This is a genomic window from Mesorhizobium sp. WSM1343, from assembly GCF_055901535.1.
On record NZ_CM148370.1, the window covers coordinates 5,467,506 to 5,491,996 of the forward strand.

The window sequence follows — 24,491 nt, forward strand, 5'->3', positions numbered from 1 at the left end:
CGGCATGGCCAGAATCGAGAAAGTCGACCTTTGCATGGTGGACCTTGTGCCCAAGGTCAAGCGCACCGACGCGATCCAGAGCTTCGTCAGCCAGGAAACGCCGATCGTCACGATCACCGATTCCGACGGTGCGGTCGGCACCGGTTACAGCTACACGATCGGCACCGGCGGTTCGTCGGTGATGCGGCTGCTCTCGGACCATCTGGTGCCGCGCCTGATCGGCCGCGATCCCGACACGATCGAGGCGATCTGGCACGATCTCGAATTCGCCACCCATGCCACGACCATCGGGGCGATCACCGCGATCGCCATCGCGGCGATCGATACAGCACTCTGGGATCTGCGGGCCAAGAAGCAAAACCTGCCTTTGTGGAAACTGGCCGGCGGCGCCAAGGATCGTTGTCCGCTTTACACCACCGAAGGCGGTTGGCTGCACATCGAGACGCAGGCGCTGGTCGACGATGCGCTGGCCGCCAAGGCGAAGGGATTTCGCGGCTCGAAAGTCAAGATCGGCAGGCCGCACGGGTCGGAGGATCTTGCCCGCCTGTCGGCGGTGCGCAAGGCGGTCGGCGACGGCTACGAGATCATGACCGACGCCAATCAGAGGTTTTCGGTCGACGAAGCGATCCGGCGCGCTGCGAGGCTGCGTGAGCTCGACCTCGCCTGGATCGAGGAACCGCTGCCGGCAGACGACACCGACGGGCATGTGCGATTGTCGAACTCGACGCCGACGCCGATCGCCATCGGCGAATCGCTCTACTCCCTCCGCCATTTTCGCGAGTACATGCAGAAAGGCGCCTGCTCGATCGTGCAGGTCGATGTCGGCCGTATCGGCGGCATCACGCCCTGGCTCAAGATTGCGCACGCGGCAGAGGCCTTCGACATTCCGGTCTGCCCGCATTTCCTGATGGAACTGCATGTCAGCCTGACCTGCGCTGTTCAGAACGGCCGATATGTCGAGTACATTCCACAGCTCGACCAGTTGACCGGCAAGCGCATGCGCATCGAAGATGGCCAGGCGCTGGCGCCCGACGAACCGGGCATCGGCATCGATTGGGACTGGGACGCGGTCAAGGCCATGAGCATCGCCGAATTCACCACGGCGATCACCAAATAGGGGAACTGATATGCAGCGGATGGGTATGGTTTTGGGGCTGAAGCCGGAAAAGGTCGAGGAGTATGTCCGCCTCCATGCCGCCGTCTGGCCCGGCGTGCTGACCATGATCTCGGCCTGCAACATCAAGAATTATTCGATCTACCTGAAGCGGCCGGAGAACCTGCTGTTTTCCTATTTTGAATACCACGGCACCGACTATGCCGCCGACATGGCCAAGATGGCGGCCGACCCGAAGACGCAGGAATGGTGGGCCGTCTGCATGCCCTGCCAGGAGCCGCTGGCGACCCGCAAGGAGGGCGAGTGGTGGGCCGAGATGGATGAGGTCTTCCATCATGACTGAAGGCGGCTTCGACCCTGCCTTGCTCGTTCAATCCTGGCCAAAACCCTCAAGACCCCGGCCGATCGTCACCTTCGGCGCGGGATCGATCGTCGGCGACGCGCATTTCCCAGCCTACCGGAAGGCCGGCTTTCCGGTTGCCGGGCTTTATGATCCTGATCATGTCAGGGCTGAAAAGCTGGCCAGCCAATGGGGCGTGACGGCCTTTGGCTCGGTCGAAGAAGCGACTGCTGTCGAGGGCGCGATCTTCGACCTTGCCACCCCGCCGTCGCATCATGCCGATGTGCTGAAGTCCTTGCCTGACGGCGCGGTGGCGCTGATCCAGAAGCCGATGGGCAGCAATCTTGCCGAGGCGACCGCGATCCTCGAAATCTGCCGCGCCAGGAGGCTGCACGCGGCGGTGAACTTCCAATTGCGCTTCGCGCCAATGATGCTGGCGCTGAAGGATGCCATCGGCAAGGGCTGGCTCGGCGAGATCGTCGACTTCGACGCCTGGCTGGCGCTGGCGACACCATGGGAGCTTTGGGAATTCCTGCTCAAGGCGCCGCGCGTCGAGATCGCCATGCATTCGATCCACTATCTCGACCTGATCCGGCAGTTGCTCGGCGACCCCAGAGGCGTGCACGCCAAGACGCTCGGCCATCCCAACCAAAAGGTGGCGCAGACGCGCACCAGCGCCATTCTCGACTATGGCGACACCGTGCGTTGCGCGCTGTCGATCAACCACGACCACAAATTCGGTCGCCGGCATCAGGCCTGCGAGTTCCGCATCTGCGGCACAGAGGGTGCCGCCTATCTCAAGCTGGGTCTCAACCTCGATTATCCCACAGGCGAACCGGATGTATTGGAGATCTATCCGAAGGGCGGAACGGGCTGGATCGCCGTGCCTTTGGCCGGCGAGTGGTTTCCCGATGCCTTCGTCGGCCGCATGGCCAATGTCCAGCGCTTTGCGACCGGAGAAGATGATACGCTGATAAGCCCCGTCGAAGATGCCTGGAGCACGATGGCGCTGGTCGAGGCGGCGTATCAGTCGAGCGCGGCACCGGCGACGCCGATTGCGGAAAGACCCTGATGGAACAGATCCAGTATTTCGAGGATTACGAGATTGGCGCGTCGCGCCTAACAAGCGGCCGCACCATCACCGAGACCGACTTCATCGTCCATGCCGGCCACACCGGCGATTTCTTTCCGCACCACATGGACGCCGAGTACATGAAGACGACGCCATTCGGCCAGCGCATCGCGCATGGCACGCTGGTGTTCTCGGTCGGCATCGGGCTGACCGCGAGCGTCGTTAACCCTGTCGCCTTTTCCTACGGCTACGACCGGCTGCGCTTCATCAAGCCGGTGTTCATCGGCGACACAATCCGCACGCGCACCACCATCGCGGTCAAGGAAGACGATCCCAAGCGGCCGGGTTCAGGACGGGTGATCGAGCGGTGCGAAGTGATCAACCAGCGCGGCGACGTGGTGCTGGCGGCAGACCACATCTACATCGTCGAACGCAGGCCGGCGCAGGGCTGAGACTCGGGAAAGTCCTACGAGCCGGTAGCGCGCTTGGTAATGCGCTCCAGCCCGAGCAAGAGAACCAGCGTCGCCACGACCAGGATCATTGTCAGTGCCGCGCCGGCAAAGATGTCGCCGCGATCGGTAAGGCTGAAGATCGAGACCGGCAGCGTCACCCAACCCGGCGGGTAGACCATGACGGTGGCGCCGAGTTCCCCCATCGACAGCGCGAAACTGAGACCGAAGGCGGCGACCAGATAGGGTGCGAGCAAGGGCAGTGTGACGTGCCAAAGCCGGTAGGCCGGGCGAGCGCCGAGGCTCGATGCCACCTGCTCGAAGTCGGGCGACAGCCGCGCCAGTCCAGCCGAGACATTGCCGAAGGTGAAAGCCGAGATCAGCACGAAATGCGCGATCATGACGATCGCGATCGTGCCGTTGAGCAGCAGCGGCGGATGGCTGAAGGCAACCAGCAGGCCAAGGCCGACAGACACCGAAGGGACCGCGCTTGGGATGAAGAACAAAAGGCCGAGCAGCCGCCGCAAGGCATGGCCCTGGAGGCGCAGCGACAGGGCCGCCCAGGTGCCGCTGACCAGCGCCAGCGCGCTGGCCAGGAAGCCGGTGACCAGGCTGGCCTTGACCGCTCTGCCGGCGGCACCGGAAATGACATCAGTGTAGTGCTCCGTCGTCAGGCCGTTGGGCAGCACGCCGTTCCACTGGTCGGCGAGGCTGGACAGGAGGATGACCGCGAGCGGCGCCAGGAACAGCACGCCGAAGATCAGTGCGAAGAGCACCCACAGGACAAGACGACCGGAGCGTGACCAGACCAGCATGGGCTAAGCTCCCAACCGGCCGGCGGCGAAACGGTAGAGGCCGAACAGGCCGAGCGACAGCGCGATGTTGACGACGGCGATGATACAGGCGACCTGATAGGCCGATTCCTGGATCGCCTTGCCGTAGATCAGCAGCGGCAGGGTGATGACGCCCTTGGCGCCGATGAACAGCACGATGCCGAATTCGTTGACAGTCAACAGCAGGCACAGGCTGCCGCCGGCGATGAGTGCGGGGATTGCCGCCGGCAGGATGACCTGGCGAACGATGCGAAACGGCCGCGCGCCGAGCACGCTCGCCGCTTCGATCTGGCCTCGGTCGACCAGCGAAAAGGCGGCGAGCAGCGGCCGCAGGATGAAGGGTGTGTAGACAGTGACCTCGGCCAGGATCACACCCCACGCGGAATAGAGGAAATCGACGGGCGGCAGCGGCAGCGAAAAGGTCTCCATCAGCCCGGCATTGAGCATGCCGGCGGAGCCGTAGAGGAAGGTGAAGGCAAGCGTCACCAGGAATGTCGGCAGCGCGATGAAGGTATCGATCAGCCGGGCGATGAAGCCGCTGCCGGGGAACGGCACGAAGGCCAGAATCAGCGCCAGCACGAGGCCGACGACCAGGCATCCGGCTGTCGCCGCGACCGAGATCGACACCGTGTTGATCAGCGCGTTGAGGAAGAAGCGCGAATGCAGCACGCGGATGACTTCGGCGACATTGGCGACGCCACTGTCGTCGAGGAAGGCCTGGCGGGCAATCAGTGCCAACGGATAGAAGAACAGCAGCGCCAGCAGGGCCGCCGGTGGCACTATCCACAATTTACCCGACGAGAGCTTCATCGCCGGCGCAGGGATGGCGACCGCCTCAGACACCGGCGTCTTCCGGGAGAAGCGAGGTGTCGGCGGGCGCGAAGAACAGCGGCACCTTGGCGCCGGGTTCGGGCAAGGCGATCGGCAGCCTGGTCGCCGAGACACGCACCGGCGTGCCGTCGACGTCGAGCACGAGATGGGTCAGTTCGCCCTGCCAGTGCACTTCCTGGAGCGTGCCCACGATGCGGTTGGTATGGTCGCTGTCGGCGGTCAGGCTGAGATGCTGCGGCCTGATACAGAGCAGGCTCTTGTCGCCGGCCTTCTCGTTGCGGCCGGCGCCGGTCAGCAGCGCGTCACCATGCCTTGCCGTGGCAAAGCCCTTCGGCCCGACGGCCTCGGCAACCGTTACCGGCAAAAGGTTGGCGCGGCCGAGGAACTCGGCCGTAAAACGGTTTGGCGGGCGGCGGTAGAGTTCGGTCGTCGGTCCATGCGAACAGACCCTGCCGTCGCGCATGATGGCGATCTTGTCGGCAAGCGTCAGCGCCTCGGTCTGGTCGTGGGTGACATAGAGGATCGTCAGGCCGGGCAGGCTGCGGTGCAGCCGCGCAATCTCCTCGACCATGTTGCGGCGGATCTGGGCGTCGAGCGCCGAGAGCGGCTCGTCGAGCAGGAGCACACGCGGCCGCACGGCCAAGGCACGCGCAATCGCCACGCGCTGCTGCTGGCCGCCCGAAAGCTCGCGCGGATAGCGCCGGGCATAGGCCGACATGCCGACAGTGCCCAGCGCATCCTTAATCCGCTCGCCGATCAGCGCCTTGTCGGCGCCCTGTGCTCTGAGGCCGAAGGCAACGTTGTCCTCGACCCGCATATGTGGAAACAGCGCGTAGTTCTGCACCACCATGCCGAGGCCGCGCTCGTAGGGCGGCAGATCGGTCACATCGGTGGCGCCGATGCGGATCCGCCCGCTGGCGGGTCGCACGAAGCCGGCCACGGCGCGCAAGGCCGTCGTCTTGCCGGAGCCGGATGGGCCGATCATCGCCAGGATCTCGCCAGGTGCGATATCCAGGGTCAGCGGATGCAGGACGACATGCGCGCCATAGGCAACGCTGACCTTGTCGAAATGGACATTGGAGCCGGCGCCGCGAACCTTCGCGGCGTCGATGTCCATGACACTGGTACCAGTAAAGGCTGCGGCAGACATGGCGTGGTCCTCCGGGTTTCCCTTGCGGATCAACTTCCGGTCGCTTCGTTCCAGCGCTTGACATAATCGGGCAGCTTGCTCAGCGCGTCGTCCCAGTTCGGCGACCAGATGGTCACGCCTTTCATCGCCTCCTGCGCCTTGGCGAAGTTGGCGTCATCCGGCTTGACGTCCTTGCGAGCCGGCATGCCGAGCGCAACGGAACTGATGCTCGACTGGGCTTCCTTGGAGAGCAGGAAGTCGATCAGTTTCTTGCCGTTGTCTGCGTTGGGTGCGCCGGTGACCAGGCCGATTTCATAGGGCAGCGCGAAGGTGGAGCGCACACCGTCAGGTCCAGCCGGCCAGAACACCTTGATATTGGGATTGTCGGCCATCTGCGACATGTTCATCTGCAGATCGCCATTGGCGACATGCAGCTCACCCTTGTTGACCAGCGCGGTCAGCTTGCCGGTCGAAGCGGAGGGGCCGACATTGTTGTCCTGCAGCTTCTTCATGAACTCGAAGCCGGCATCCTCGCTGCCGAAGGCGTGGATGATCTGCAGCATGACGGCGGTGCCGTCACCGGCCTGGCCGGGGGTAGAATACTGGATCTTGCCCTTGAACTTCGGGTCGAGCAGGTCGTTGTAGGCCTTTGGCGCTTCAGGCAGGACGGCACTGTTGTAGATGAAGTTCATATAGTTGTTGACCAGCGGCCGGTACTTGTCTGTGCCGCCATCGATCTGGTCGGCGGCTTCCGGCTTGTAGTCCTGCAGCAGGCCGTCAGCCGCGGCCCGCTGGACGAAGGGCGGCAAGGTCACCAGCACGTCGGCCTGCGGATTCGACTTTTCCTTGGCGACACGCTCGACGACGCCGCCGGAACCTGCCTCGATATACTGCACGGTGATGCCGGTGGCCTTGGTGAAGGCGGCGAATTCGGTCTCGAACCAGCTGCCATTGCCGTCATGCAGGCCGTCGGCGGAATAGATGGTGACGACGCCATCGGCGAGTGCCGGTCCGACAAGAGCCGACGACGCCAACAGCGACGCGGCGAAGGCCATAGCTATGGTTGCCTTTTGCGATTTCATGCTCAGTTCCCCTGTGATTGATGGCACATTCTGCGATGCACTGTGACGATCTCGCCTGTAGGCCGGAGCCCTATGCGGCACCGTTCGATCTCGTCGTTGTGCCGACTTTGGGGACTGACGATCGATAAGTAAAATCTATTTATTTTATGAGAGGCAAATTTTACCTGATAGTTGTCATGGAACTGTCGCAACGCTGGCCTGGCTTCGATTCCGGCCTCGCGGAAGGCCCGCGATTGGCTGCAGAGATGGTGATGGTCAGCCGAATGAAACCCCAGATGTCTGCGCCCGCAGCCGCGGGTCGAACGAACGAACGGTAACCGGCCGGCCTTCGAGAATTTCGAAGCAGCGCGCGAGCGTGTCGTCTTCGAGCCGGCGCATGGCCCCCTGCGTGAAGAAGGTGAGATGCGGAAACAGGATGACGTTGTCGCGGCCGAACAGCGCGCTCATCGGATGGCCCGATTTGGCCAGCGGCTCGACCGAATAGACGTCGAGCCCGGCGCCGCCGATGCGCCCCGAGATGATCGCCTCGACAAGGGCGGCCTCGTCGATCAGCGCGCCGCGCGAGACGTTGACGATGATAGCGGAAGGCTTCAGGCAAGCGAGCTCGGCTTCACCAATCAAGCCGCGCGTCCTGTCGTTCAGCAGGCAGTGGAGGGAAACGAAATCGCAGGCGCGCAGCATGACGTGGAGGTCTTCTACCTTCTCGATGCCGGCGGTGCGCATGGTTGCGACATCGACACCGGGATCGAAGCCGAGAACGCGCGCATGAAATCCTTGGCCTGCCATGCGCGCCATGCTGCGGCCGATCTTGCCGCAGCCGACGAGCCCAAGCGTGGCGCCGGACATGTCGCGCCCCAGCCAGCGTTGCTCGGGCCAGATCCAACCATCACGTGACACCGCCGCGGTGATGGAGGGCAGCCGCTTGGCCAGCGCGATCATCAGCGCGAAGGCGCCTTCGGCGACGGTTTCCTCAGCATAATCCGGCACGTTGACAACGGGAATGCCACGCCGCATCGCGGCGGGGATGTCGATGGCATCGACGCCGACGCCATATTTGACAATGCCGTTCAATCTGGGAGCCGCCTCGATCACCCGTGCGGTGATCGGCGTGTAGCACATCAGCAAAAGATCGGCGTCCGCAACGGCCTGCATGAGATCAGCTTCGGGGATGCCGTCCGGCAGCGTCACCAGTTCGACCCCCCTCGCCCGCAAGCCGGCGTCGATGCCGGGACATTCGAGTTCGCGGTCGGTGCGCACGGCCTTCACGGTCAGGCCGCCAGCACCGTGCGCTCGACAATGTCGAGCGCGCCGTCGAGGTCGGTTTTCGAAATGACCAGCGGCGGCGACAGCGTCAACACGTTGCCTTGGCTGATCTTGAAGCTCAGCCCCTGTTCAAGGCAAGCATAGAAGACGCGCTCGGCGAGATCGCGTGCCGGCTGGCGCGTATCGCGATCCTCGACGAGCTCGACGCCGACCATCAGTCCCCTGCCCCTGACGTCGCCGACATGGGGCGAGCGCGCCATCAGGTGCTGCATGCGCCCTAGCATGTGCCGACCGAGTTCGGCCGCGCGCTCGACCAGCCCTTCCTCCAGGATGATGTCGATCGTCGTCAATGCGGCGCGGGTCGTCACCGGGTTCTTCTCGTGGGTGTAGTGGCCGATCGCGAAGCCACCGGTGACGTCGAGATCGCGGCGCGCGATGATGGCGGCGATCGGCAGGACGCCGCCGCCGAGCGACTTGCCGAGGACGACGATGTCAGGCGTCACATCATCATGCTCGTGCGCGAAGAATTTGCCGGTCTTGCCAAGGCCGGTCGGGATCTCGTCGAAGATCAAGAGCGTGCCGTGCCGGTCGCAGGCCTCGCGCACCCGCTTCCAGAAGCCTGGCGGCGGCGGGTTTGGCGTCGCCCGCATCGGTTCGGCGACGACCGCCGCCACGTCCTGCTCGCGGCCAAGGACGTAGGCAATCATGTTGGCGCAGGCGAGGCCCGATGCTTCCAGGGAATCGTGGCCATAGGGGCAGCGATAGCCGTCCCAAGGCGCGACGTGCTCGGTGCCGGTCATCATCGGGCCTGATATGTGCGAGCGGAAGGTCGCCTCGCCACCAACGCTTGCTGCGCCGAAGCCGGCGCCATGGAACGCGTCCCAGAACGACACCGTCTTGAAGCGGCCGGTCGCGGCGCGGGCGATCTTCAGCGCGACCTCGATGGCGTCCGAGCCGCCGGTGGTGAACAGCACTTTGCCGAGATTGCCGGGCGCCAATGCCGCCAGCTTCTCGGCCAGTTCGACGGCGGGCTCACAGGTGAAGCGGCGCGGCGCAAAGCAGAGCTCATCGAGCTGCTTCTTGATGGCGGCCACAAGCCTCGGGTGGCCATAGCCGAGGTGATGGACGCTGTTGCCGTGGAAATCCATGAAGCGGCGACCGGCGGTGTCCTCGATCCAGATGCCTTGCGCCTTGGCGATCGTCGACAAACAGGGGCTGGACAGGCTCTGGTGCATGAAGGCGGCCGCGTCGCGATCGACCAGGCCGCGGATCCGCGGATCGCCCTGCCCGGCATCCCAGCGACCGCGAGCCGCTGTGGTGTTGGAATCGCCTTCGGTGTGCACAAGTTCAGATATCGCGGCCATCATGGTCTCCGAAATGCGAATGAGGGAGCGGCGAACGCTCCCTCGATTGTTCTATCCGTCAATGCCGTCCGGTCAGGACCAGGGCAGCGAAAATGTCTTCACATTGGTGTAGCTCTTCATCGCTTCGATGACGCCTTCCTTGTAGCCGTTGCCCGAATCCTTGATGCCGCCGAAGGGCGACATCTCGATGCGATAGCCCGGCACTTCCCAGATGTTGACGGTGCCGACCTGAAGGCCGGCGATGTATTTCTGCATGCGCGGAAAAGAGTTGGTGCAGACGCCCGACGACAGGCCGAAGGCGGTCGAGTTGGAGAGCGCAATCAACGCCTCGTCATCGTCCGGCGCACGCACGATCGGGATGATCGGCCCGAAGGTTTCTTCCATGACCAGCTCGGATGTATGCGGCACGCGATCGACGACGATTGGCGGCAGCAACGCGCCCTGGCGGCCCGGATTGTAGAGAATGTCGGCGCCTTGCTCGGCAGCCATGTGGACGCGGGCTTCGAACAGCGCCGCCGCCTTCTCGTGCACAACGGTGCCAAGGTCGGTCGCGCGGTCCATCGGATCGCCGAAGCGGATCTTCTTCGCCCGCTCCAGCACCAGTGGCACGAAGCGGTCGGCGACGCTTTCCTGGACCAGGATGCGCTTGACCGCCGTGCAGCGCTGGCCGGAGTTTTTCGTCGCTCCGGCCACTGCTAGGTCCGCCGCCTTTGCCAGATCCTCGTCCGACAAATCGTTGAGGATGATCAGCGGGTCGTTGCCGCCGAGCTCCAGCACCTGGCGCTTGTAGCCGGCGGTGCGGGCGATCATCTTGCCGACCGGCACGCCGCCGGTGAAGGTGATCAGGTCGATGTTTTCATTGGTGATCATCTCGTTGCCGATATCGGCCGGCCAGCCGGTCACCACCGACAGCATTTCAGGCGGCAAACCGGCTTCATAGAGAATGTCGGCCAAGAGAAGCGCCGTCATCGGCGTCAGTTCGGTCGGCTTGACCACCACGCAATTGTTGGTGGCGATCGCCGGCGCCACCTTGTGCGAGACCATGTTGAGCGGATGATTGAACGGCGTGATCGCCGAGATCGCCTTCAACGGCTCGCGAGTGGTGAAGATCTTGCGCGCCTTCCCGTGCGGGGTGAGGTCGCAGGAGAAGATCTGGCCGTCATCCTGGATGCACATCTGCGCCGACAGCGTGAACACGTCATAGGCACGGCCGACCTCATAGAGCGAGTCCGTCTTGGAGATGCCGAGCTCGAGCGTGATGAGATCGGAGATTTCTTCACGGCGCGAGGCCAATGCCTCGGCGGTGCGGAACAGGATCTGCTGACGCTCGTAGCGGGTCAGCTTCGATTTGTAGCCGGCGGCGATCTCGAACGCCTGGCGGGCGTGATCGGCGCGGCCGGCCGGAACGGTGCCGATGACGGTGTCGTTCCAGGGGTAGCGCACCTCGACGACGCCGTCGGCATCGACTCGTCTGCCGGCGATGCGCATCGGCTCGTTGCGAACTTTAATGGCAGGGTCGATCTTGGTCATGTGCTCTGCTCCGGCAGATTCTTGTTGCGCGGAGGATCGACCCCCACTCCGGCCCTTCGGGCCACCTCTCCCCCGATCGACGGGGGAGAGGAAATCAGGCGAGGTCAGTGCCTCAACGTTTCCAGGCTAAGCCGCGGCTAACCCTGGCGCCTTTCCTCTCCCCCGTCGATCGGTGGAGAGGTGCCGAGCGAAGCTCGGCGGAGTGGGGGTCGACAATCACGCTCGACTCAAGCCAGCGCCGCCGCCATGGTGGCGTAGTAGAAGGCGTCGAAGTTTCTCAACACAGGTTCGTTCGGCAATTCCGGCAGCACACGATTGACGATGAACGGCACCTCCTGCTCGGTCAGCCCGCCATGCGACCGTAGCGGCTCGTTCAGAGCCGCCAGGTCATGGCGATGTTCCGAGGTGCCGATCGTCTTGTTCTCGGTCGAGATCAGCACGATGTCGCCGATGCGATCGGCCGGCAGTTCGAAGCGCTCGCAGGCGGTCGGGCTGTCGACGACCAGCATGATGCCATCGATCTTGGCCAACCGCGCCATGATGCCGGCCTGGTCTGCGCCATCAGGCAGATAGGCGGTGGCGAAGGAACCCAGCGCGCCATGATGCACGACATAGGGGTCGGTGATCGGCAGGATGACGCGGGCGGCGTCCTTGCCCAGCCACTCGTCGAGCAGGTCCTGGACATAGACGACGTCGGGCGAACCGTCGGCCTTGTGCTTGGGCTTCATGCCGTGGTCGGCGGTGACGACGATGGCAGCACCCAGCGCATCGAGCTCGGTCAGGTATTTGTCGAACATCTCGTAGAAGGCGTTGGCCTGCGGCACGCCCGGCGCATATTTGTGCTGCACATAGTCGGTGGTCGTCAGGTACATGATATCCGGGCGGAATTCCTTCAGCAGCTGGACGCCGGCGGCGAAGACGAATTCCGACAGTTCGGCCGAATAGACCTCCGGCACCGGCAGCCCGAAATGCTTCGAGGCATTGTCGATGCCGTGCTCGGCCTTGCTGGTGGTGTCGGATTTTTCAGCCGAGAAGCACAGCGCGCGGCCTTCATCGAAGGCGAGGCCCTTGCCAAGCAAGGCACGCAGCTTGTCCTTGGCGGTGACCACGGCGACCTTGGCGCCGGCATCGTAGAAGGCCTGGAAGATGGTCGGCGCGCGCAGGAAGCGCGGGTCGTTCATCATCACTTCCTTGCCGGTCTCGCGCTCATAGAGATAGTTGCCGCAGATGCCATGCACCGACGGCGGCCGGCCGGTGGCGATCGACAGATTGTTGGGGTTGGTGAAGCTCGGAATGACAGAGTGCGCAAAGCGCACCGTGCCCTTCTCCTTGATCCTGGCCAGAGCCGGCATCAGCCCGGCCTTTATCGCTTCGTCGAGATAGGCGGGCTCGCAGCCATCAAGGCAGATGGCGATGGCCGGCACGCGCGGCCAGGCATAGGTGCGGCCGTTGACCGCGACGTTGATGGGAGACATCTGGTTCATCTGATATCCTCGAAGTCGGCCGCTTCAGGCGGCGAGTTTGGCGCGTTCGGCAAGTGCCGCGGCGGGTGGGGCGGCGGTGTCGACGCCCATTTCATGAAGCGAGAACGCCGCCGCCTCGACGACGCGGCGCATGACATGTTCGTCCATCTGGCCGATGCAGCCGACGCGGAACGAATCCACGGCGGTCAGCTTGCCCGGATAGATGATAAAGCCTTTGTCCTTCATCAGGTCGTAGAAACGGTCGAACGCGAAACTGGCATGAGCCGGGTTGAAGAAGGTGACGATGATCGGCGACAGCCAGCGATCCCGGAGCAGTGTCTCGAAACCGAGGTCGCGCATGCCGGCCACCATAACGTCGCGGTTCCTCGTATAGCGGGCGCCACGGCCGGCGACGCCGCCTTCGGCCTCATGCTGGCGCAGTGCTTCGAGGAAGGCGGCCACGACATGCGTCGGCGGCGTGTAGCGCCACTGGCCGGTCTTGTTCAGGTGCGCCCACTGAGCGTGGACATCGAGCGACAGCGAATGGCTCCTGCCTTTGGCGGCGTCCAGTTCGCTCTTGCGGGCGATGATGAAGCCAAAACCCGGAACGCCCTCGATGCACTTGTTGGCGGACGAGACCATCGCCTCATAGCGGATTTCGTTGACGTCGAGCGCCACGGCGCCGAACGCACTCATGGAATCGACCAGCAGCTTGCGACCCTTGGCATGGACGGCTTCGGCAATTTCAGCGACCGGGTTGAGGATGCCGGAACTGGTCTCGCAATGGATGGCGATGACATGGGTGATATCAGGGTCGGCCGCGAGGGCCGCTGCCACCTCGTCGCCGCGCGGGGGCAGATAGTCGCCCTTGTCGATCAGCGTATAGGCGCGGCCGAGATACTGCATGGTCTGCGCGGCGCGCAGGCCGTAGGCGCCGTTGGCCAGCACAAGAACCTTGCCGTCCCTGGGCACGAACGACCCCAGCATCGCTTCGACGCAGAAAGAACCGCTGCCTTGCATCGGCACGCAGTCGAACTCATCGTTCCTGTCCCCGGTCAGCGCCAGCAGCCGGCGACGCATATCCGATGTCATGGCGCGGAAGTCGCCGTCCCACGATCCCCAGTCGCGCAACATCGCCTGCTTGACCGAATAGGCCGTGGTGAGCGGCCCCGGGGTCAGAAGATACGGCTCGCCCAGCGCCGGGCTGGCCAGCGGCTCCGCGGCAAATTTCGTCTCGGCGAGCATGTTGTCCTCCGCTCGATCTGCGTTCGATGTGGCCTTATTCTTGGCCTGAATGATCTATTTGTAAAATCGTTATTTTGTATCGATGTATCGATTTTAGTAATGACCTGCCGGGCGGGAATCCGTCCTCAGGCCAGTGCAGGAGCCCTCACTTCCGCAACCCCTCTCGCCAGCCGGCTTTCCAGCAGATCACCGCTCTGCGTCAGCAAGGGATAAGCGACCGAGGCCATCAGCGAGTTGATCTCCTTCAGCGCCCGCACGACCTCCAGGTGGATGTCGCTGGTGTCGATGCTCTGCGGCATTCCCGATTGCAGGCGCTTGAGGTGACGGTCGTGGCTCGTGCGTTCCAGTCTGCGCATCCGCTCCTTCTCGACGACGAGTTGCCGCGCCGAATCGAGATCGCTCGACACCAGCACATTGAGTGCAAGCTGCATGTTGGCCATGACACGGTTGTGAAGCCCGGCCAGTTCGCTCCAGCCGTCGCGTGAGAAGCGCAGGTTCTTGTCACGCAGCTCCTGGGTGAGCACGAGCAGGTTCTTGGCGACGATGTCGCCGGCGCGTTCGAGATTGATGGCGAAGTCGGTGAGCTCGATGCCGCGCTGCGCTTCGGCCACGCTCATGCTGCCGCGATTGACTTCGGCAATGTAGAGCTTGATTTCGGTATGGGCGCGGTTGACCTCCTCATCGAGTTTTTGGGCCTGGCGTATCTGGTCGCCGGTGCCGGCGTCGAAGAAATCCATCACTGGGCGCAGCATCACCTCGACGACTTCGCCCATGCGCAGCAGCTCGCGGGTGGCACTGGCTAGCGCAAGACCGGGTGTGCGCATGACGGTGCGGTCGAGCGCGCTGGTGCGGCGCGACATCAGGTCTCCACCCTCTCCGGCCTTTGCCACCGGCCTGTCTGCGATCAACAAGGCGACCAGCCGCTCCATCATGCCGGTGAACGGCAAGCAGCAGATGACCAGCACCAGATTGAAGGCAAGGTGCAGGTTGACCAGCTGGCGGCCTTCGGTTGCGCCGAACAGATGCGCCGGGAAGGTCACGGCCTGAAGCGCGAACAAAGCCGTCAGCGCCGCCGTGCCGCGAAAGATCAGATTGCCGAGCGGGATACGGCGCGCCTCGACGGCTTCGCCGCGCGTCAGCCAAACCGCGATCAGCGCGCCGCCGCAATTGGCGCCGAGGATGAAGAACAGACCGACTTCGACCGGCAAGACGCCTTGCGCGGCAAGCGTGACGAACAGCAGGATCGCCGCGACGCTGGAGTGGATCAGCCATGTGAACAGGGCAGCGGCGGCAAAGGCGGTGAAATAGTCCGCGCGCAGATAGGAAATCACCAGTGGCAGCAAGGTGCTCTGCCGCATCGGTGCGGTCGCCTCGCCGATCATATGCAGCGACAACAGGACGAAGGCGACCCCCATCAGGATTCGCCCGCTATGCCTGATGCCAGCCACTTCGAACTTCAGGGCCATCGCGCCGCCGACCAGGATCAGCGCCGGCACAAGCCAGCTGAGGTCGAACGACAGCACCTGCACGACCAGGGCGGAACCGAGATCGGCGCCCAGCAGGATCGCCAGCCCGGCCGACATCGAAACCATGCCGCTGGCGGCAAACCCGGCCGCCAGGATAGCGACGGCGGTCGAGCTCTGCAGCAGCACGGCAAGCACGGTGCCGACGCCGGCCGATCTGATCCGCTCACCCCGGGCTTGCCTCAGGGCATCACGCAAAGCGGGCCCGCAGGCCCGCTCGACACCCGTGCGCACCATATGCACGGCCCAGAGCAGCAGCATGACCGCACCCGCCAGATGCAGCAGGATGATGGAAAATTGCATGGCGACGCCTCCGGTGCCAACGGCCGGCAGGGATGTCGACCCATGCTCAGGCTGAGGGTCGGCAAAACATAAGTCAAATCGTTCCTTTCGATCTTTTCCTAAGCAATCCTTATGATAAGATGTCGGTGATTTCAGAAGTGTCGGAGGCACGGGAGATGCGCTACGTCCAGTTGCGAGCCTTTCACCAGGTGGCCATCTGCGGTGGCTTTTCTCGCGCCGCCGAGGCGCTCTTCCTGACCCAGCCGGCGATCTCGGACCAGGTGCGCAAGCTCGAGGAAGAGTATGATGTGCTGCTGTTCAACCGGAACAAGAAGCAGGTCACGCTGACCCATTCGGGCCAGAAATTGCTCGAAATAACCCACCGCATGTTCGATACGGAGCAACAGGCGCTCGAACTCCTGACGGAGTCCCGCGCCCTGCGTTCCGGCACGCTGCGCATCGTCGCCGATGCCGCACATCATCTGCTTCATATTCTCGGCAGCTTCCGGGCCCGCTACCCCGGCGTGCAGGTTTCGGTGCGCGCCGGCAACACCGAGACGGTGATCAGCAGCCTCTACAGCTACGATGCCGATATAGGCGTGCTGGGCGAGGTGCCGACGGGGCGCGATTTCGAGGTGCTGAAACTCAACTCGACGCCGATCATCGCGTTTGCATCCGTCGACCACCCGCTGGCCGCGAAAAAGTCGCTCACCCTCAAGCAGCTCGCGCAGGAATCACTGGTCATGCGCGAGCGTGGATCGAAGACGCGTCAGAAACTCGAAGATCTCGCAGCCGCCTCGAAAATCGAATTGAGGCCGGCGATCGAAGCCGAGGGCCGCGAAGCCGTCCGCGAGATCGTCGCCTCGGGCGCCGGCATCGGCTTTGTCTCGGCGGCCGAATTCGGCCAGGATTCGCGGCTGGTGCCGATCACCATCGATGCTCCCGAGACCCTGATGGACGAGGCGTTGATCTGCCTGCGTGAACGCAGCGGCGGCAAACTGGTGCGGGCTTTCCTGGATATGGCGCGCTCGATGTCGGCGGATTAAGCGGCGGCCCTGATCTCCACCGCATCAGCCTTCACCCGCTCCGACTTCGGATCGTAGGGGCTGCGCAGATGTGCTGTCGCGGCATGGCGAACGCCGGCAAGGTCGATCTCGAAACGACCACCGGTGAGAAATGCAGCGTCGACGCCCGCCTCGTTCTCGATCAGGCCGAGCGCCACCGAGCGGCCAAGCGTGTGGCCGTAGGCGGCCGAGCGGACTTCGCCGACCGGCTTGCCGTCGCGCAGGATCAGTTCGCCGCCCCACAGCATCGGCTCGGCATCATCGAGCGTGAACAGCACGATGCGTCTTGCCGGTGCTGCCGATGGCTTCGTCTCAACCAGCGCGTCGCGGCCGATAAAGTCACCTGGCTTGTCCATCGCCACGGCGAAGCCAAGCCCGGCCTGCCAGGGGTCGATATCAGGCGTCAACTCCCTGCCCCAGGCGCGAAAACCCTTTTCGATGCGCAAGGCATCGAGCGCGTAGTAACCGGCGTCCAGCAGACCGAATTCACGGCCCGCCTCATGCAACGCCTCATAGACGCCGACGGCGAATTCTGTCGGCACGATCAGTTCCCAGCCCAGTTCGCCGACATAGGTCATACGGTTGGCATAGGCGGTGGCATAGCCGATATCGATCTCGCGGATGGTGGCGAAGGGAAAGCCGGCGTTGGAAAGATCGGCCGAGGAGAGTTTGCCCAGCAGATCGCGTGATCGCGGTCCCATCAACGCCAGCACCGCGTAGGACGAGGTGACGTCGGTCACGATTGCATGTGCATCGGACGGAATGTTTTTGACGATCCAGTCGGCATCGTGGACAGCTTGTGCGGACCCGGTGACGATGAGGAATTTCTCCGCGCCGAGTCGCATAACGGTGAGATCGCTCTCATAGCCACCGCGTGCATTGAGCACGCCCGTGTAAACAGACGTACTGTCCGGTACGTCGATATTTCCGGCGCAGATCCAGTTGAGCACGGCGCAGGCATCGCGGCCCTGCACGAGGAGGTTGGCGAAAGAGGTCTGGTCGAAGACGGCGACGGCTTCGCGTGTCGCCTTCATTTCGCGCTTGACCGCCTCGTGCCAGTTCTGGCGGCCGAAGGCATAGTCGTTCTCGGTCTTCTCTCCCGGTGCCGCGAACCAGTTGGCGCGCTCCCAGCCCATCTTGGAACCGAAGCAGGCACCTTTGGCGGCGAGCCGGTCGTAGAGCGGCGAGCGGCGGAACGGCCGCGCCGTGTCCAGTTCACGGTTCGGCCACGGCATGGCGTAATGCAAGCCGAGCGTTTCCTTGACACGGTCATGCAGCCAGCGCGGATTGTTGTTGAAGGAGGCGAAACGCCTGATGTCGACCGGCCACAAATCCATGGTCGGCGCGCTGTTGACGATCCATTCCGCCAGCGCCCTGCCCGCGCCGCCGGCGCTGGCGATGCCCATGGAGTTGAAGCCGGCGCCGACATAGAAATTCTTCAGTTCCGGCGCCTCGCCGAGGAGAAAATTGTTGTCCGGCGTGAAGCTTTCGGGACCGTTGTAGAATTTCTTGACCTCGGCCTCGGCCAATTGCGGCACGCGGACCAGCGCGTTTTCCATCAAAATCTCGAACTGATCCCAATCGTCCGGCAACAGCGCGAACTCGAAATTTTCGGGAATGCCATTCATGCCCCACGGCTTGGCGTGCGGCTCAAAGCCACCCATGACCAGGCCGCCGACCTCTTCCTTGAAATAGATGAACCCGTCGGGGTCGCGCATGACCGGCAGGTCCGGATGCACGCCCTCGATCCTGCCGGTAACGATGTACATGTGCTCGGCCGAATGCAGCGGCACCGAGACGCCGCACATCAGCCCGACCTTGCGCGCCCACTGGCCGGCGCAATTGACGACGATCTCGGCGGCAATGTTGCCGCGGTCCGTCTCGATACCGCAGGCGACGCCGTTCTTCACGCTGATGCCGGCGACCTTGACCCGCTCGAAAATTTTCGCGCCGCGATTGCGCGCACCCTTGGCCAGCGATTGCGTGAGATCGGTCGGATTGGCCTTGCCGTCGCCCGGCAGCCAGACGGCGCCGACCAGATCGTCGGTCGCCATGACCGGCCATAGATCGGCCGCCTCCTTCGGCGAAATCACGTCGATCTCGACGCCTTGGGCGCGTGCCGATGCGGCCGTGCGCTTCAGCACCGTCATGCGGTCGGCGGTCCGCGCCACCGACAGCGAGCCACAATTCTTCCAACCGGTGGCGAGCCCGGTCTCGGCCTCCAGCTCGCCATAGAGCTGCGTGGAGTATTTGATCAGGCTGGTCATGTTGGAATGACTGCGCAACTGGCCGACAAGCCCTGCGGCGTGCCAGGTGGTGCCACCGCTGAGTTGCCCCTGTTCGAGCAGCACGACATCGGTCCAACCGAGCTTCGTCAGATGATAGGCGACCGAGCAGCCAATGATACCGCCGCCGACGATGACGACGCGCGCTTGCGTGGGGAATTCGTTTGCCATGGGACATCCTGCCGTTTTGACACCGGTTGGATCATAGCAGCCGAATTCCAAATATCAACACAAAATACCACAAAATATCACATCAAAGAGGCAATCATCAGCTCAGGCCCTTTGCGCGCAAGCGCTTCAGCGATGTCAGCCTGCGGTTTCGCGTCGACGATCACGCCGGCGGCGCGTTGAAAATTCGGAATCCTGAGCGGCGTCAGCTTTGCGAACTTGCTGCTGTCGAGAACGAAGTAGGTTTTGGCGGCAAGCGCGATCATGCGGCTGCGCTGTTCGGCGCCGGCGCGGGTGAAATCGGTCACTTCGCCGTCGGGCGACAGCGCGCCACCACCGAGGAACGCGATGTCGACGCGAAAGCGCGACATGGCTTCGAGCATGTCGATGCCGGAGGCTGCTTCCTCGCCGGGATCGACTTCGCCACCCAGCACATGCACGCGCATGCCTGAGACGTGGCACAGCAGAAGCGCGATCTTCAGGCTCGCCGTGCAGATGGTGAGATCGCGCAGGTCGGCCATGGCTTGTGCGACGGCCAATGTGGTGGTGCCGGAATCGAGGAACACCACCATGCCGTCCTTTACAAGACCGGCGGCCAGCCTGCCGATCGCGGCCTTGCCTCCGGCATTTTCGTGGCTGCGCAAGCTCATTGCCGGTTCGCTCGGCTCGAAGCGGGCGGCGCCGCCATGGACGATGCCGAGCCGTCCCTTATCCGACAGCAGCTTCAAATCACGGCGGATGGTTTCGCGCGAGACATCGAAGAACCCGGCCAGTTCGGCGACACTGACAGACCCCTGGGCGCCCAGCCGCCGCAGGATCTCTTCGTGGCGACGTGGAGCAAGGGCGCGCGCCGGCAGGCTGCTGTCGGGGGACATGATGATCCTCGGATCGAGTAGCGATGTTGCAATATGTGGCAGTGATCGTGCGCAGAGGCAACTCAAGCCATGTCGTCAGGATTTTCGCGACAGGCCATCTTCCCTGATCGCGCTGACCAGCGTCTCGCTTCCCTCGCGAAGATGCTGCCTCAGAATGCCTATGGCCCTGTCGCCGTCGCGCCGCCGGCAGGCGGCCAGCAGATCGCGGTGCTCCGTCTGCGAGCGGCTGCGATAGTCCAGGTTCGACAGCAGGATGCGGACGTAGCGATCGGCGGCATTGTGGTGCGCCTCGATTAAGGCCAGCAATCGATTGTTGCCGCAGGCATCGTAGAGAGCCAGATGAAAGGCACGGTTCAGCGCGCCCCATCGGCCGACATTGCGCTCCGCGTCGATCTGATCGAGAACCTGTTCCGCCTCGTCGAGCCTGTCACCGGCGAGATTGGGAAGCGAAAGCCGCAACGCCTCGCATTCGAGCAATTCGCGCAGTGCATAGATTTCACTGATCTCGGCGCTGTCCATCCGGGCGACCTGCGCGCCTTTTGTCGGATGGATGGAAACAATGCCTTCGGCTTCCAATTGGCGAAGGGCGTCACGAATTGGCATGCGGCTGAAGCCAAACTGCTCGGCCAATTCGTCCTGGCGCAGCGAAGTGCCCGCCTTGATGGTGCCACTGGCAATCGCTTCGCGCAGGACATTGGCGACCTGTTCGGCCACGGTTCGCGGCCCCTGCATCACGCTTTCCGCAAATCCTGGCAATCGATGCTCCCGTTTGACGCGGGGCGCTCAGCCTAACGGAAACCCCTCTGCATGGATATATGTATGCCTGTATATGCACACGTTCGGCATCAATTGCCAGACTTGCCCGAATTCCTGCGCCAAGGCCTGATCTGCGTATTTTACCGGCGCTTCGCTTGCCTGGCGTCAGCCGCCGAAGCGCGGTTCCGCGACGCCCCTAACGCCAAGGCCTGATATGGCGAACAGGCTGCCGCGCAAAACGCCGTCGCCGGGAAAACGCGGCAGCGGCGGCTTGGCCATCGAGGTGACGTAGAGGGTGTCGAGCTTCGGTCCGCCGAACATGACGCTGGTGATCTTCTTGACCGGCATGTCGATGATGCGATCGATGCTGCCATCGGGCGCGTAGCGCACCAGCCTTCCGTCATAGACCAGCGCATTCCAGAGATAGCCCTCGGCATCGACGGTCGAGCCGTCCGCCGCACCGCCTCGGCTGGTGTCGACGCGCACGAAGGTACGCCTGTTGGTGGCGGCACCGGTGGCGATATCGTAGTCGTAGGCCCATATCTCGCCGGTCCAGGTATCGGCGAAATAGAAGGTGCGGTCGTCGGGGCTCCAGCATGGACCGTTGGAGCAGATGATGCCGGAATCGATCCGGGTGACGGAAAAATCCGGATCGAGCCTGTAGAGACCGCCGGACGGCCCCTCTTCCATCGTATCCATGGAGCCGGCGAAGAAACGGCCGCGCCGGTCGACCTTGCCGTCGTTGAGCCGGTTCATCGGCTTGTCCGGCTCGGGATCGTGGATCAGCGTCACCTCGCCGGTGGCGAAATCGAGCAGATGGAAGCCGCGCTGCAGCGAGACGACAGCGCCGCCGCCATCCTTGCGCAGCGCCATTGAGCCGATCTTCATCGGCACGTCCCATGACCGGATCTCGCGCCCGTCGGCGGTCGCCCGAAACACGCGCCCGTCGAAGCTGTCGATCCAGTAGAGTCGTTCCTGTTCGACGTCCCACAGCGGTCCTTCGCCCAGTGTGGTCTTCACGTCCACCACGACTTCGATCTTCATGCCGTCCTCCTCCGTTTTGCGTCTCGCGGCGATTGCTCGGGCCGCCTCAGAAAGCGACCTTGTCCCCGCCTTTCAATGACAGGATTTCGCGTGCCTCGTCGGGCGTCGCCACCTCCATGCCGAGCCCTTCGATGATCTTGCGGGCCAGCAAGACCTGCTCGGCGTTCGATTTGGCAAGCTTTCCCTTGCCCGCCCACAGACTGTCCTCCAGCCCGACGCGGATGTTGCCGCCAAGGGCCGCCGATTGCGCGGCGATGCGCAGTTGGCTGGCGCCGGCGCCCAGCACCGACCACCGGAACTGGTCGCCGAACAGCCGGTCGGCAGTGCGCTTCATATGGGCGACGTCTTCTGGATGCGTGCCGATGCCGCCGAGCAGCCCGAACACCGACTGCACGAAGAAAGGCGGCTTCACCAGCCCACGGTCGGCGAAGTGGGAAAGGTTGTACAGATGGGCGATGTCGTAGCACTCGAACTCGAAGCGCGTGCCGTTGTCGTAGCAGGTCGCCAGAATGTACTCGATGTCCTTGAATGAGTTGCGGAAGACGAGGTCGCGCGTCGCTTCCAGATGCGGCTTTTCCCAATCGAACTTGAAGGTCTCGTATTTGTCGGCCAGGTGATAGAGCCCGAAATTGATCGAGCCCATGTTGAGCGAGGCGACTTCCGGCTTGAACTGGGCGGCCGGGCGCACGCGCTCCTCGACCTTCATGTAGGGACTGCCACCGGTGGTGATGTTGATGGCGGCGTTGGTGCCTTGCTTGACGCGCGGCAGGAAGCGGGCGAAGGCCTCCGGCGTCTGGTCGGGCTTGCCGGTTTCCGGATCGCGGGCATGCAGATGCAGGATCGCGGCACCGGCTTCCGCCGCCGCGATCGCCTCCGAAGCGATCTGGTCGGGCGTGATCGGCAGATAGGGCGACATGGTCGGCGTGTGGATGGCGCCCGTCACCGCGCAGGTGATGATGACCTTGCCCCTGGTCCGTGCAGGTCCCGGCTTGCGACTGGTTTGCGTCATTCTCCAAACTCCTGATCCGATTTTCTCTTGTGGGCGGCGAGCGCCATGAGCCGGCGGTCACGCCACACCTGCCGGTCGCCTAGGCTTTGCTGTGGCAGTCGCTTGCGGCGATCAGCCTCGACCGTGTCGATGACCTTGCCGGCCCAGTCGACGCGCCGCTGCGTCTGGGGAAAGATGTTGGAATAGATGCCCTGATAGCGCTCGACATAGTCGCGCACGCCGCCGGGTGCATTGAGATCGATGGTCTCGAACGGCCCCATGAACGACCAGCGCAGCGCCAGCCCGTCGCGGATGCCGACGTCGACATCCTCGACACTGGCGTAGCCATCGGCGACAAGCCGGAAAGCTTCCTCAAGCAATGCGCCTTGCAGGCGATTCATGATGAAGCCGTCAAGCTCGTGCTGCATGACCAGTGGCGCGTGGCCGGCGTCGACGAGGAAGGCGCGGGTTCTCTCGACCGTCTCGGCCGAGGTCCACGGCGCCGGCACGATTTCGGCCGCCGGAATGAGATAGGGCGGGTTGATCGGATGCACGACCAGGCAGCGCTGCCGCCCTTGCAGATGGTCGGTGAATTTCGACGGCAACAGCGCCGAGGTGGAACTGGCGATGACTGTTCGCGGATCGGCAAGCGTGTCGATCAAGGAGAACACCTTGCGCTTCACCTCGAGATTCTCGGGCGTGTTCTCCTGGATATGCACGGCACCTGCCAACGCCTCTTCAAGCTCGGCGACAACGGAGATACGGTCAAGAACCTCACCGGCTTGCTGTCCCCGCAGAAGATCGTTCGCGGCGAGATCGCCGAGCACGCCGGCAATGTAGTCGCGGGCTCCACCTGTGGCAGTGGGCGACTGGTCCCACATCCGCACGTCATGGCCGGCGCGGGCGAAGCTGATCGCCCAGGCCCGCCCGATGAACCCGCTTCCGACGATCGCGACATTGGCCATGGTTTGTTCCTCAAAGTGTTTCGACGTTGCCGTCGACGCCGAGCGACTGGCCGGAAATGTTGATCCCCGCATCGGAGAGCAGGAAGGCGACCATCGACGCGACATCATAGGGGCTGGTCATGCGACGCAGCGAGATGTTCTGGAGATAGCGCCCGGTCATCTCCTCGTGGCTGATACCGACCTGCTTGGCGCGCGCCGAGATAACACCTTCGATGCGGGGGCCCTCGATGATGCCGGGCAGGATGGCGTTGACCCTGATGGCGTGCGGCCCGAGCTCTTTGGCCAAGCTTTGCGTGAAACCGATGACACCGAACTTGGCCGCCGAATAGGGTGTGCGGAAGGCGTAGCCATGGCGGCCGGCGGCCGACGACATCGAGACGATCGAACCGCCGCCCGCCGCCTTGATCAGCGGCACCGCGCGCCGGGCGCACAGGAACTGGCCGGTCAGGCAGATGTCGATGCAGCGCCGCCAGTCCGCCGGATCGATCTCGTCGACACCGCCGGTCGGCCCGGCAATGCCGGCATTGTTGATCAGCGCATCGAGCCCGCCGAGTTTTTTCTCGACCGCCTCGAACAGACGGTCGACGTCCTCGTCGCGCGAGACGTCGGCCTTGACCGCCGCGACCAGGTCGATCTTGCTGGGAGCAGCGGCCAGCGCCTCGTCGGAAACGTCGCAGACGACGATGCGGGCGCCGAGGCGTGACAGCGTGTCGGCTATGGCAAACCCGATGCCGCCTGCGCCCGCCGTCACCAGCACGCGCTGGCCTTTCAGCCCGGTCAAAAATTCGTCCGCCGATGCCGGCGCCCTTGTGCTCATGGTCCTGTC

General features: G+C 63.7%; 22 protein-coding genes. 5 read left to right on the forward strand and 17 right to left on the reverse strand.

What is annotated here, in order from left to right; translation table 11 throughout:
• Nucleotides 1-4 precede the first annotated feature (4 nt).
• From AC0NIL_RS26770 to AC0NIL_RS26785, 4 genes are read left to right on the forward strand one after another with little or no spacing between them, the layout of a single operon-like run.
• Nucleotides 5-1,117 (forward strand): mandelate racemase/muconate lactonizing enzyme family protein, encoded by a 1,113-nt coding sequence (locus AC0NIL_RS26770; protein ID WP_473572763.1) that lies wholly within the window; start codon nucleotides 5-7, stop codon nucleotides 1,115-1,117.
• Nucleotides 1,118-1,127: 10 nt separating this feature from the next.
• Nucleotides 1,128-1,457 carry an L-rhamnose mutarotase gene (locus tag AC0NIL_RS26775; protein ID WP_473541505.1) on the forward strand — a complete coding sequence of 110 codons (330 nt, stop codon included), beginning with the start codon at nucleotides 1,128-1,130 and terminating at the stop codon, nucleotides 1,455-1,457.
• Nucleotides 1,450-2,526, forward strand: coding sequence for a Gfo/Idh/MocA family protein (locus AC0NIL_RS26780; RefSeq protein WP_473572764.1), 1,077 nt, complete (start codon nucleotides 1,450-1,452; stop codon nucleotides 2,524-2,526). Before AC0NIL_RS26775 ends, AC0NIL_RS26780 begins: the two co-directional genes overlap by 8 nt.
• Complete coding sequence (locus AC0NIL_RS26785) at nucleotides 2,523-2,978, forward strand: MaoC/PaaZ C-terminal domain-containing protein (RefSeq protein ID WP_027163926.1); 456 nt, start codon at nucleotides 2,523-2,525, stop codon at nucleotides 2,976-2,978. The genes AC0NIL_RS26780 and AC0NIL_RS26785 overlap by 4 nt, the downstream gene beginning before the upstream one ends.
• Before the next feature lie 14 nt (nucleotides 2,979-2,992).
• Here AC0NIL_RS26785 and AC0NIL_RS26790 read toward each other — a convergent pair whose 3' ends face one another.
• From AC0NIL_RS26790 to AC0NIL_RS26835, 10 genes are all read right to left on the reverse strand, one after another.
• Nucleotides 2,993-3,790, reverse strand: coding sequence for an ABC transporter permease subunit (locus AC0NIL_RS26790; RefSeq protein ID WP_013533032.1), 798 nt, complete (start codon nucleotides 3,788-3,790; stop codon nucleotides 2,993-2,995).
• Between the two features lie 3 nt (nucleotides 3,791-3,793).
• On the reverse strand, nucleotides 3,794-4,651 hold the full coding sequence (locus AC0NIL_RS26795) for a 2-aminoethylphosphonate ABC transporter permease subunit (protein ID WP_063167537.1): 858 nt from the start codon (nucleotides 4,649-4,651) through the stop codon (nucleotides 3,794-3,796).
• Nucleotides 4,644-5,789, reverse strand: coding sequence for an ABC transporter ATP-binding protein (locus AC0NIL_RS26800; protein ID WP_013533034.1), 1,146 nt, complete (start codon nucleotides 5,787-5,789; stop codon nucleotides 4,644-4,646). Before AC0NIL_RS26800 ends, AC0NIL_RS26795 begins: the two co-directional genes overlap by 8 nt.
• 29 nt (nucleotides 5,790-5,818) lie before the next feature.
• Entirely contained in the window at nucleotides 5,819-6,850 is a 1,032-nt protein-coding gene (locus AC0NIL_RS26805) for a 2-aminoethylphosphonate ABC transporter substrate-binding protein (RefSeq protein WP_013533035.1), read from the reverse strand.
• A 255-nt stretch (nucleotides 6,851-7,105) separates the two neighbouring features.
• Nucleotides 7,106-8,116 (reverse strand): C-terminal binding protein, encoded by a 1,011-nt coding sequence (locus tag AC0NIL_RS26810; RefSeq protein WP_473572765.1) that lies wholly within the window; start codon nucleotides 8,114-8,116, stop codon nucleotides 7,106-7,108.
• Nucleotides 8,117-8,118: 2 nt separating this feature from the next.
• Nucleotides 8,119-9,477, reverse strand: a complete 1,359-nt coding sequence (gene pbfA, locus AC0NIL_RS26815; protein ID WP_473572766.1) for a (R)-1-hydroxy-2-aminoethylphosphonate ammonia-lyase — start codon at nucleotides 9,475-9,477, stop codon at nucleotides 8,119-8,121.
• 72 nt (nucleotides 9,478-9,549) lie between these two features.
• Nucleotides 9,550-11,007 (reverse strand): phosphonoacetaldehyde dehydrogenase, encoded by a 1,458-nt coding sequence (gene phnY / locus AC0NIL_RS26820; RefSeq protein WP_473572767.1) that lies wholly within the window; start codon nucleotides 11,005-11,007, stop codon nucleotides 9,550-9,552.
• A gap of 227 nt (nucleotides 11,008-11,234) precedes the next feature.
• Nucleotides 11,235-12,491, reverse strand: coding sequence for a phosphonoacetate hydrolase (phnA, locus tag AC0NIL_RS26825; RefSeq protein ID WP_473572768.1), 1,257 nt, complete (start codon nucleotides 12,489-12,491; stop codon nucleotides 11,235-11,237).
• A 24-nt stretch (nucleotides 12,492-12,515) separates the two neighbouring features.
• Nucleotides 12,516-13,715, reverse strand: a complete 1,200-nt coding sequence (locus AC0NIL_RS26830) for a 2-aminoethylphosphonate--pyruvate transaminase (protein WP_027163932.1) — start codon at nucleotides 13,713-13,715, stop codon at nucleotides 12,516-12,518.
• Nucleotides 13,716-13,840: 125 nt separating this feature from the next.
• The gene (locus tag AC0NIL_RS26835; RefSeq protein WP_473572769.1) at nucleotides 13,841-15,541 is read right to left on the reverse strand and encodes a Na/Pi cotransporter family protein; all 1,701 of its coding nucleotides are present in this window, start codon (nucleotides 15,539-15,541) and stop codon (nucleotides 13,841-13,843) included.
• Nucleotides 15,542-15,696: 155 nt separating this feature from the next.
• Between AC0NIL_RS26835 and AC0NIL_RS26840 the strand changes: the two genes are divergently transcribed.
• Nucleotides 15,697-16,566, forward strand: coding sequence for a LysR substrate-binding domain-containing protein (locus AC0NIL_RS26840; protein ID WP_013533042.1), 870 nt, complete (start codon nucleotides 15,697-15,699; stop codon nucleotides 16,564-16,566).
• On the opposite strand, the gene AC0NIL_RS26845 is transcribed toward AC0NIL_RS26840, so the two are convergent.
• The 7 genes from AC0NIL_RS26845 to AC0NIL_RS26875 form a co-directional block, all read right to left on the reverse strand.
• A complete protein-coding gene (locus tag AC0NIL_RS26845) occupies nucleotides 16,563-19,040 on the reverse strand; it encodes a GcvT family protein (protein ID WP_473572770.1) in 2,478 nt (825 codons plus the stop codon). The two genes, AC0NIL_RS26840 and AC0NIL_RS26845, sit on opposite strands and share 4 nt — an antisense overlap.
• Nucleotides 19,041-19,117: 77 nt before the next feature.
• Complete coding sequence (locus AC0NIL_RS26850; RefSeq protein ID WP_024502478.1) at nucleotides 19,118-19,912, reverse strand: DeoR/GlpR family DNA-binding transcription regulator; 795 nt, start codon at nucleotides 19,910-19,912, stop codon at nucleotides 19,118-19,120.
• A gap of 75 nt (nucleotides 19,913-19,987) precedes the next feature.
• Nucleotides 19,988-20,644 carry a GntR family transcriptional regulator gene (locus AC0NIL_RS26855; RefSeq protein WP_063167528.1) on the reverse strand — a complete coding sequence of 219 codons (657 nt, stop codon included), beginning with the start codon at nucleotides 20,642-20,644 and terminating at the stop codon, nucleotides 19,988-19,990.
• 189 nt (nucleotides 20,645-20,833) lie between these two features.
• Nucleotides 20,834-21,712 carry an SMP-30/gluconolactonase/LRE family protein gene (locus AC0NIL_RS26860; protein WP_013533046.1) on the reverse strand — a complete coding sequence of 293 codons (879 nt, stop codon included), beginning with the start codon at nucleotides 21,710-21,712 and terminating at the stop codon, nucleotides 20,834-20,836.
• 46 nt (nucleotides 21,713-21,758) lie between these two features.
• Nucleotides 21,759-22,721, reverse strand: a complete 963-nt coding sequence (gene kce / locus AC0NIL_RS26865) for a 3,5-dioxohexanoate:acetyl-CoA acetone transferase (protein WP_013533047.1) — start codon at nucleotides 22,719-22,721, stop codon at nucleotides 21,759-21,761.
• Nucleotides 22,718-23,665: a 3-hydroxyacyl-CoA dehydrogenase gene (locus AC0NIL_RS26870; RefSeq protein ID WP_275953863.1), complete on the reverse strand. Its 948-nt coding sequence runs from the start codon at nucleotides 23,663-23,665 to the stop codon at nucleotides 22,718-22,720. The genes kce and AC0NIL_RS26870 overlap by 4 nt, the downstream gene beginning before the upstream one ends.
• 10 nt (nucleotides 23,666-23,675) lie before the next feature.
• Nucleotides 23,676-24,482: an SDR family oxidoreductase gene (locus AC0NIL_RS26875; RefSeq protein ID WP_024502463.1), complete on the reverse strand. Its 807-nt coding sequence runs from the start codon at nucleotides 24,480-24,482 to the stop codon at nucleotides 23,676-23,678.
• Nucleotides 24,483-24,491 lie beyond the last annotated feature (9 nt).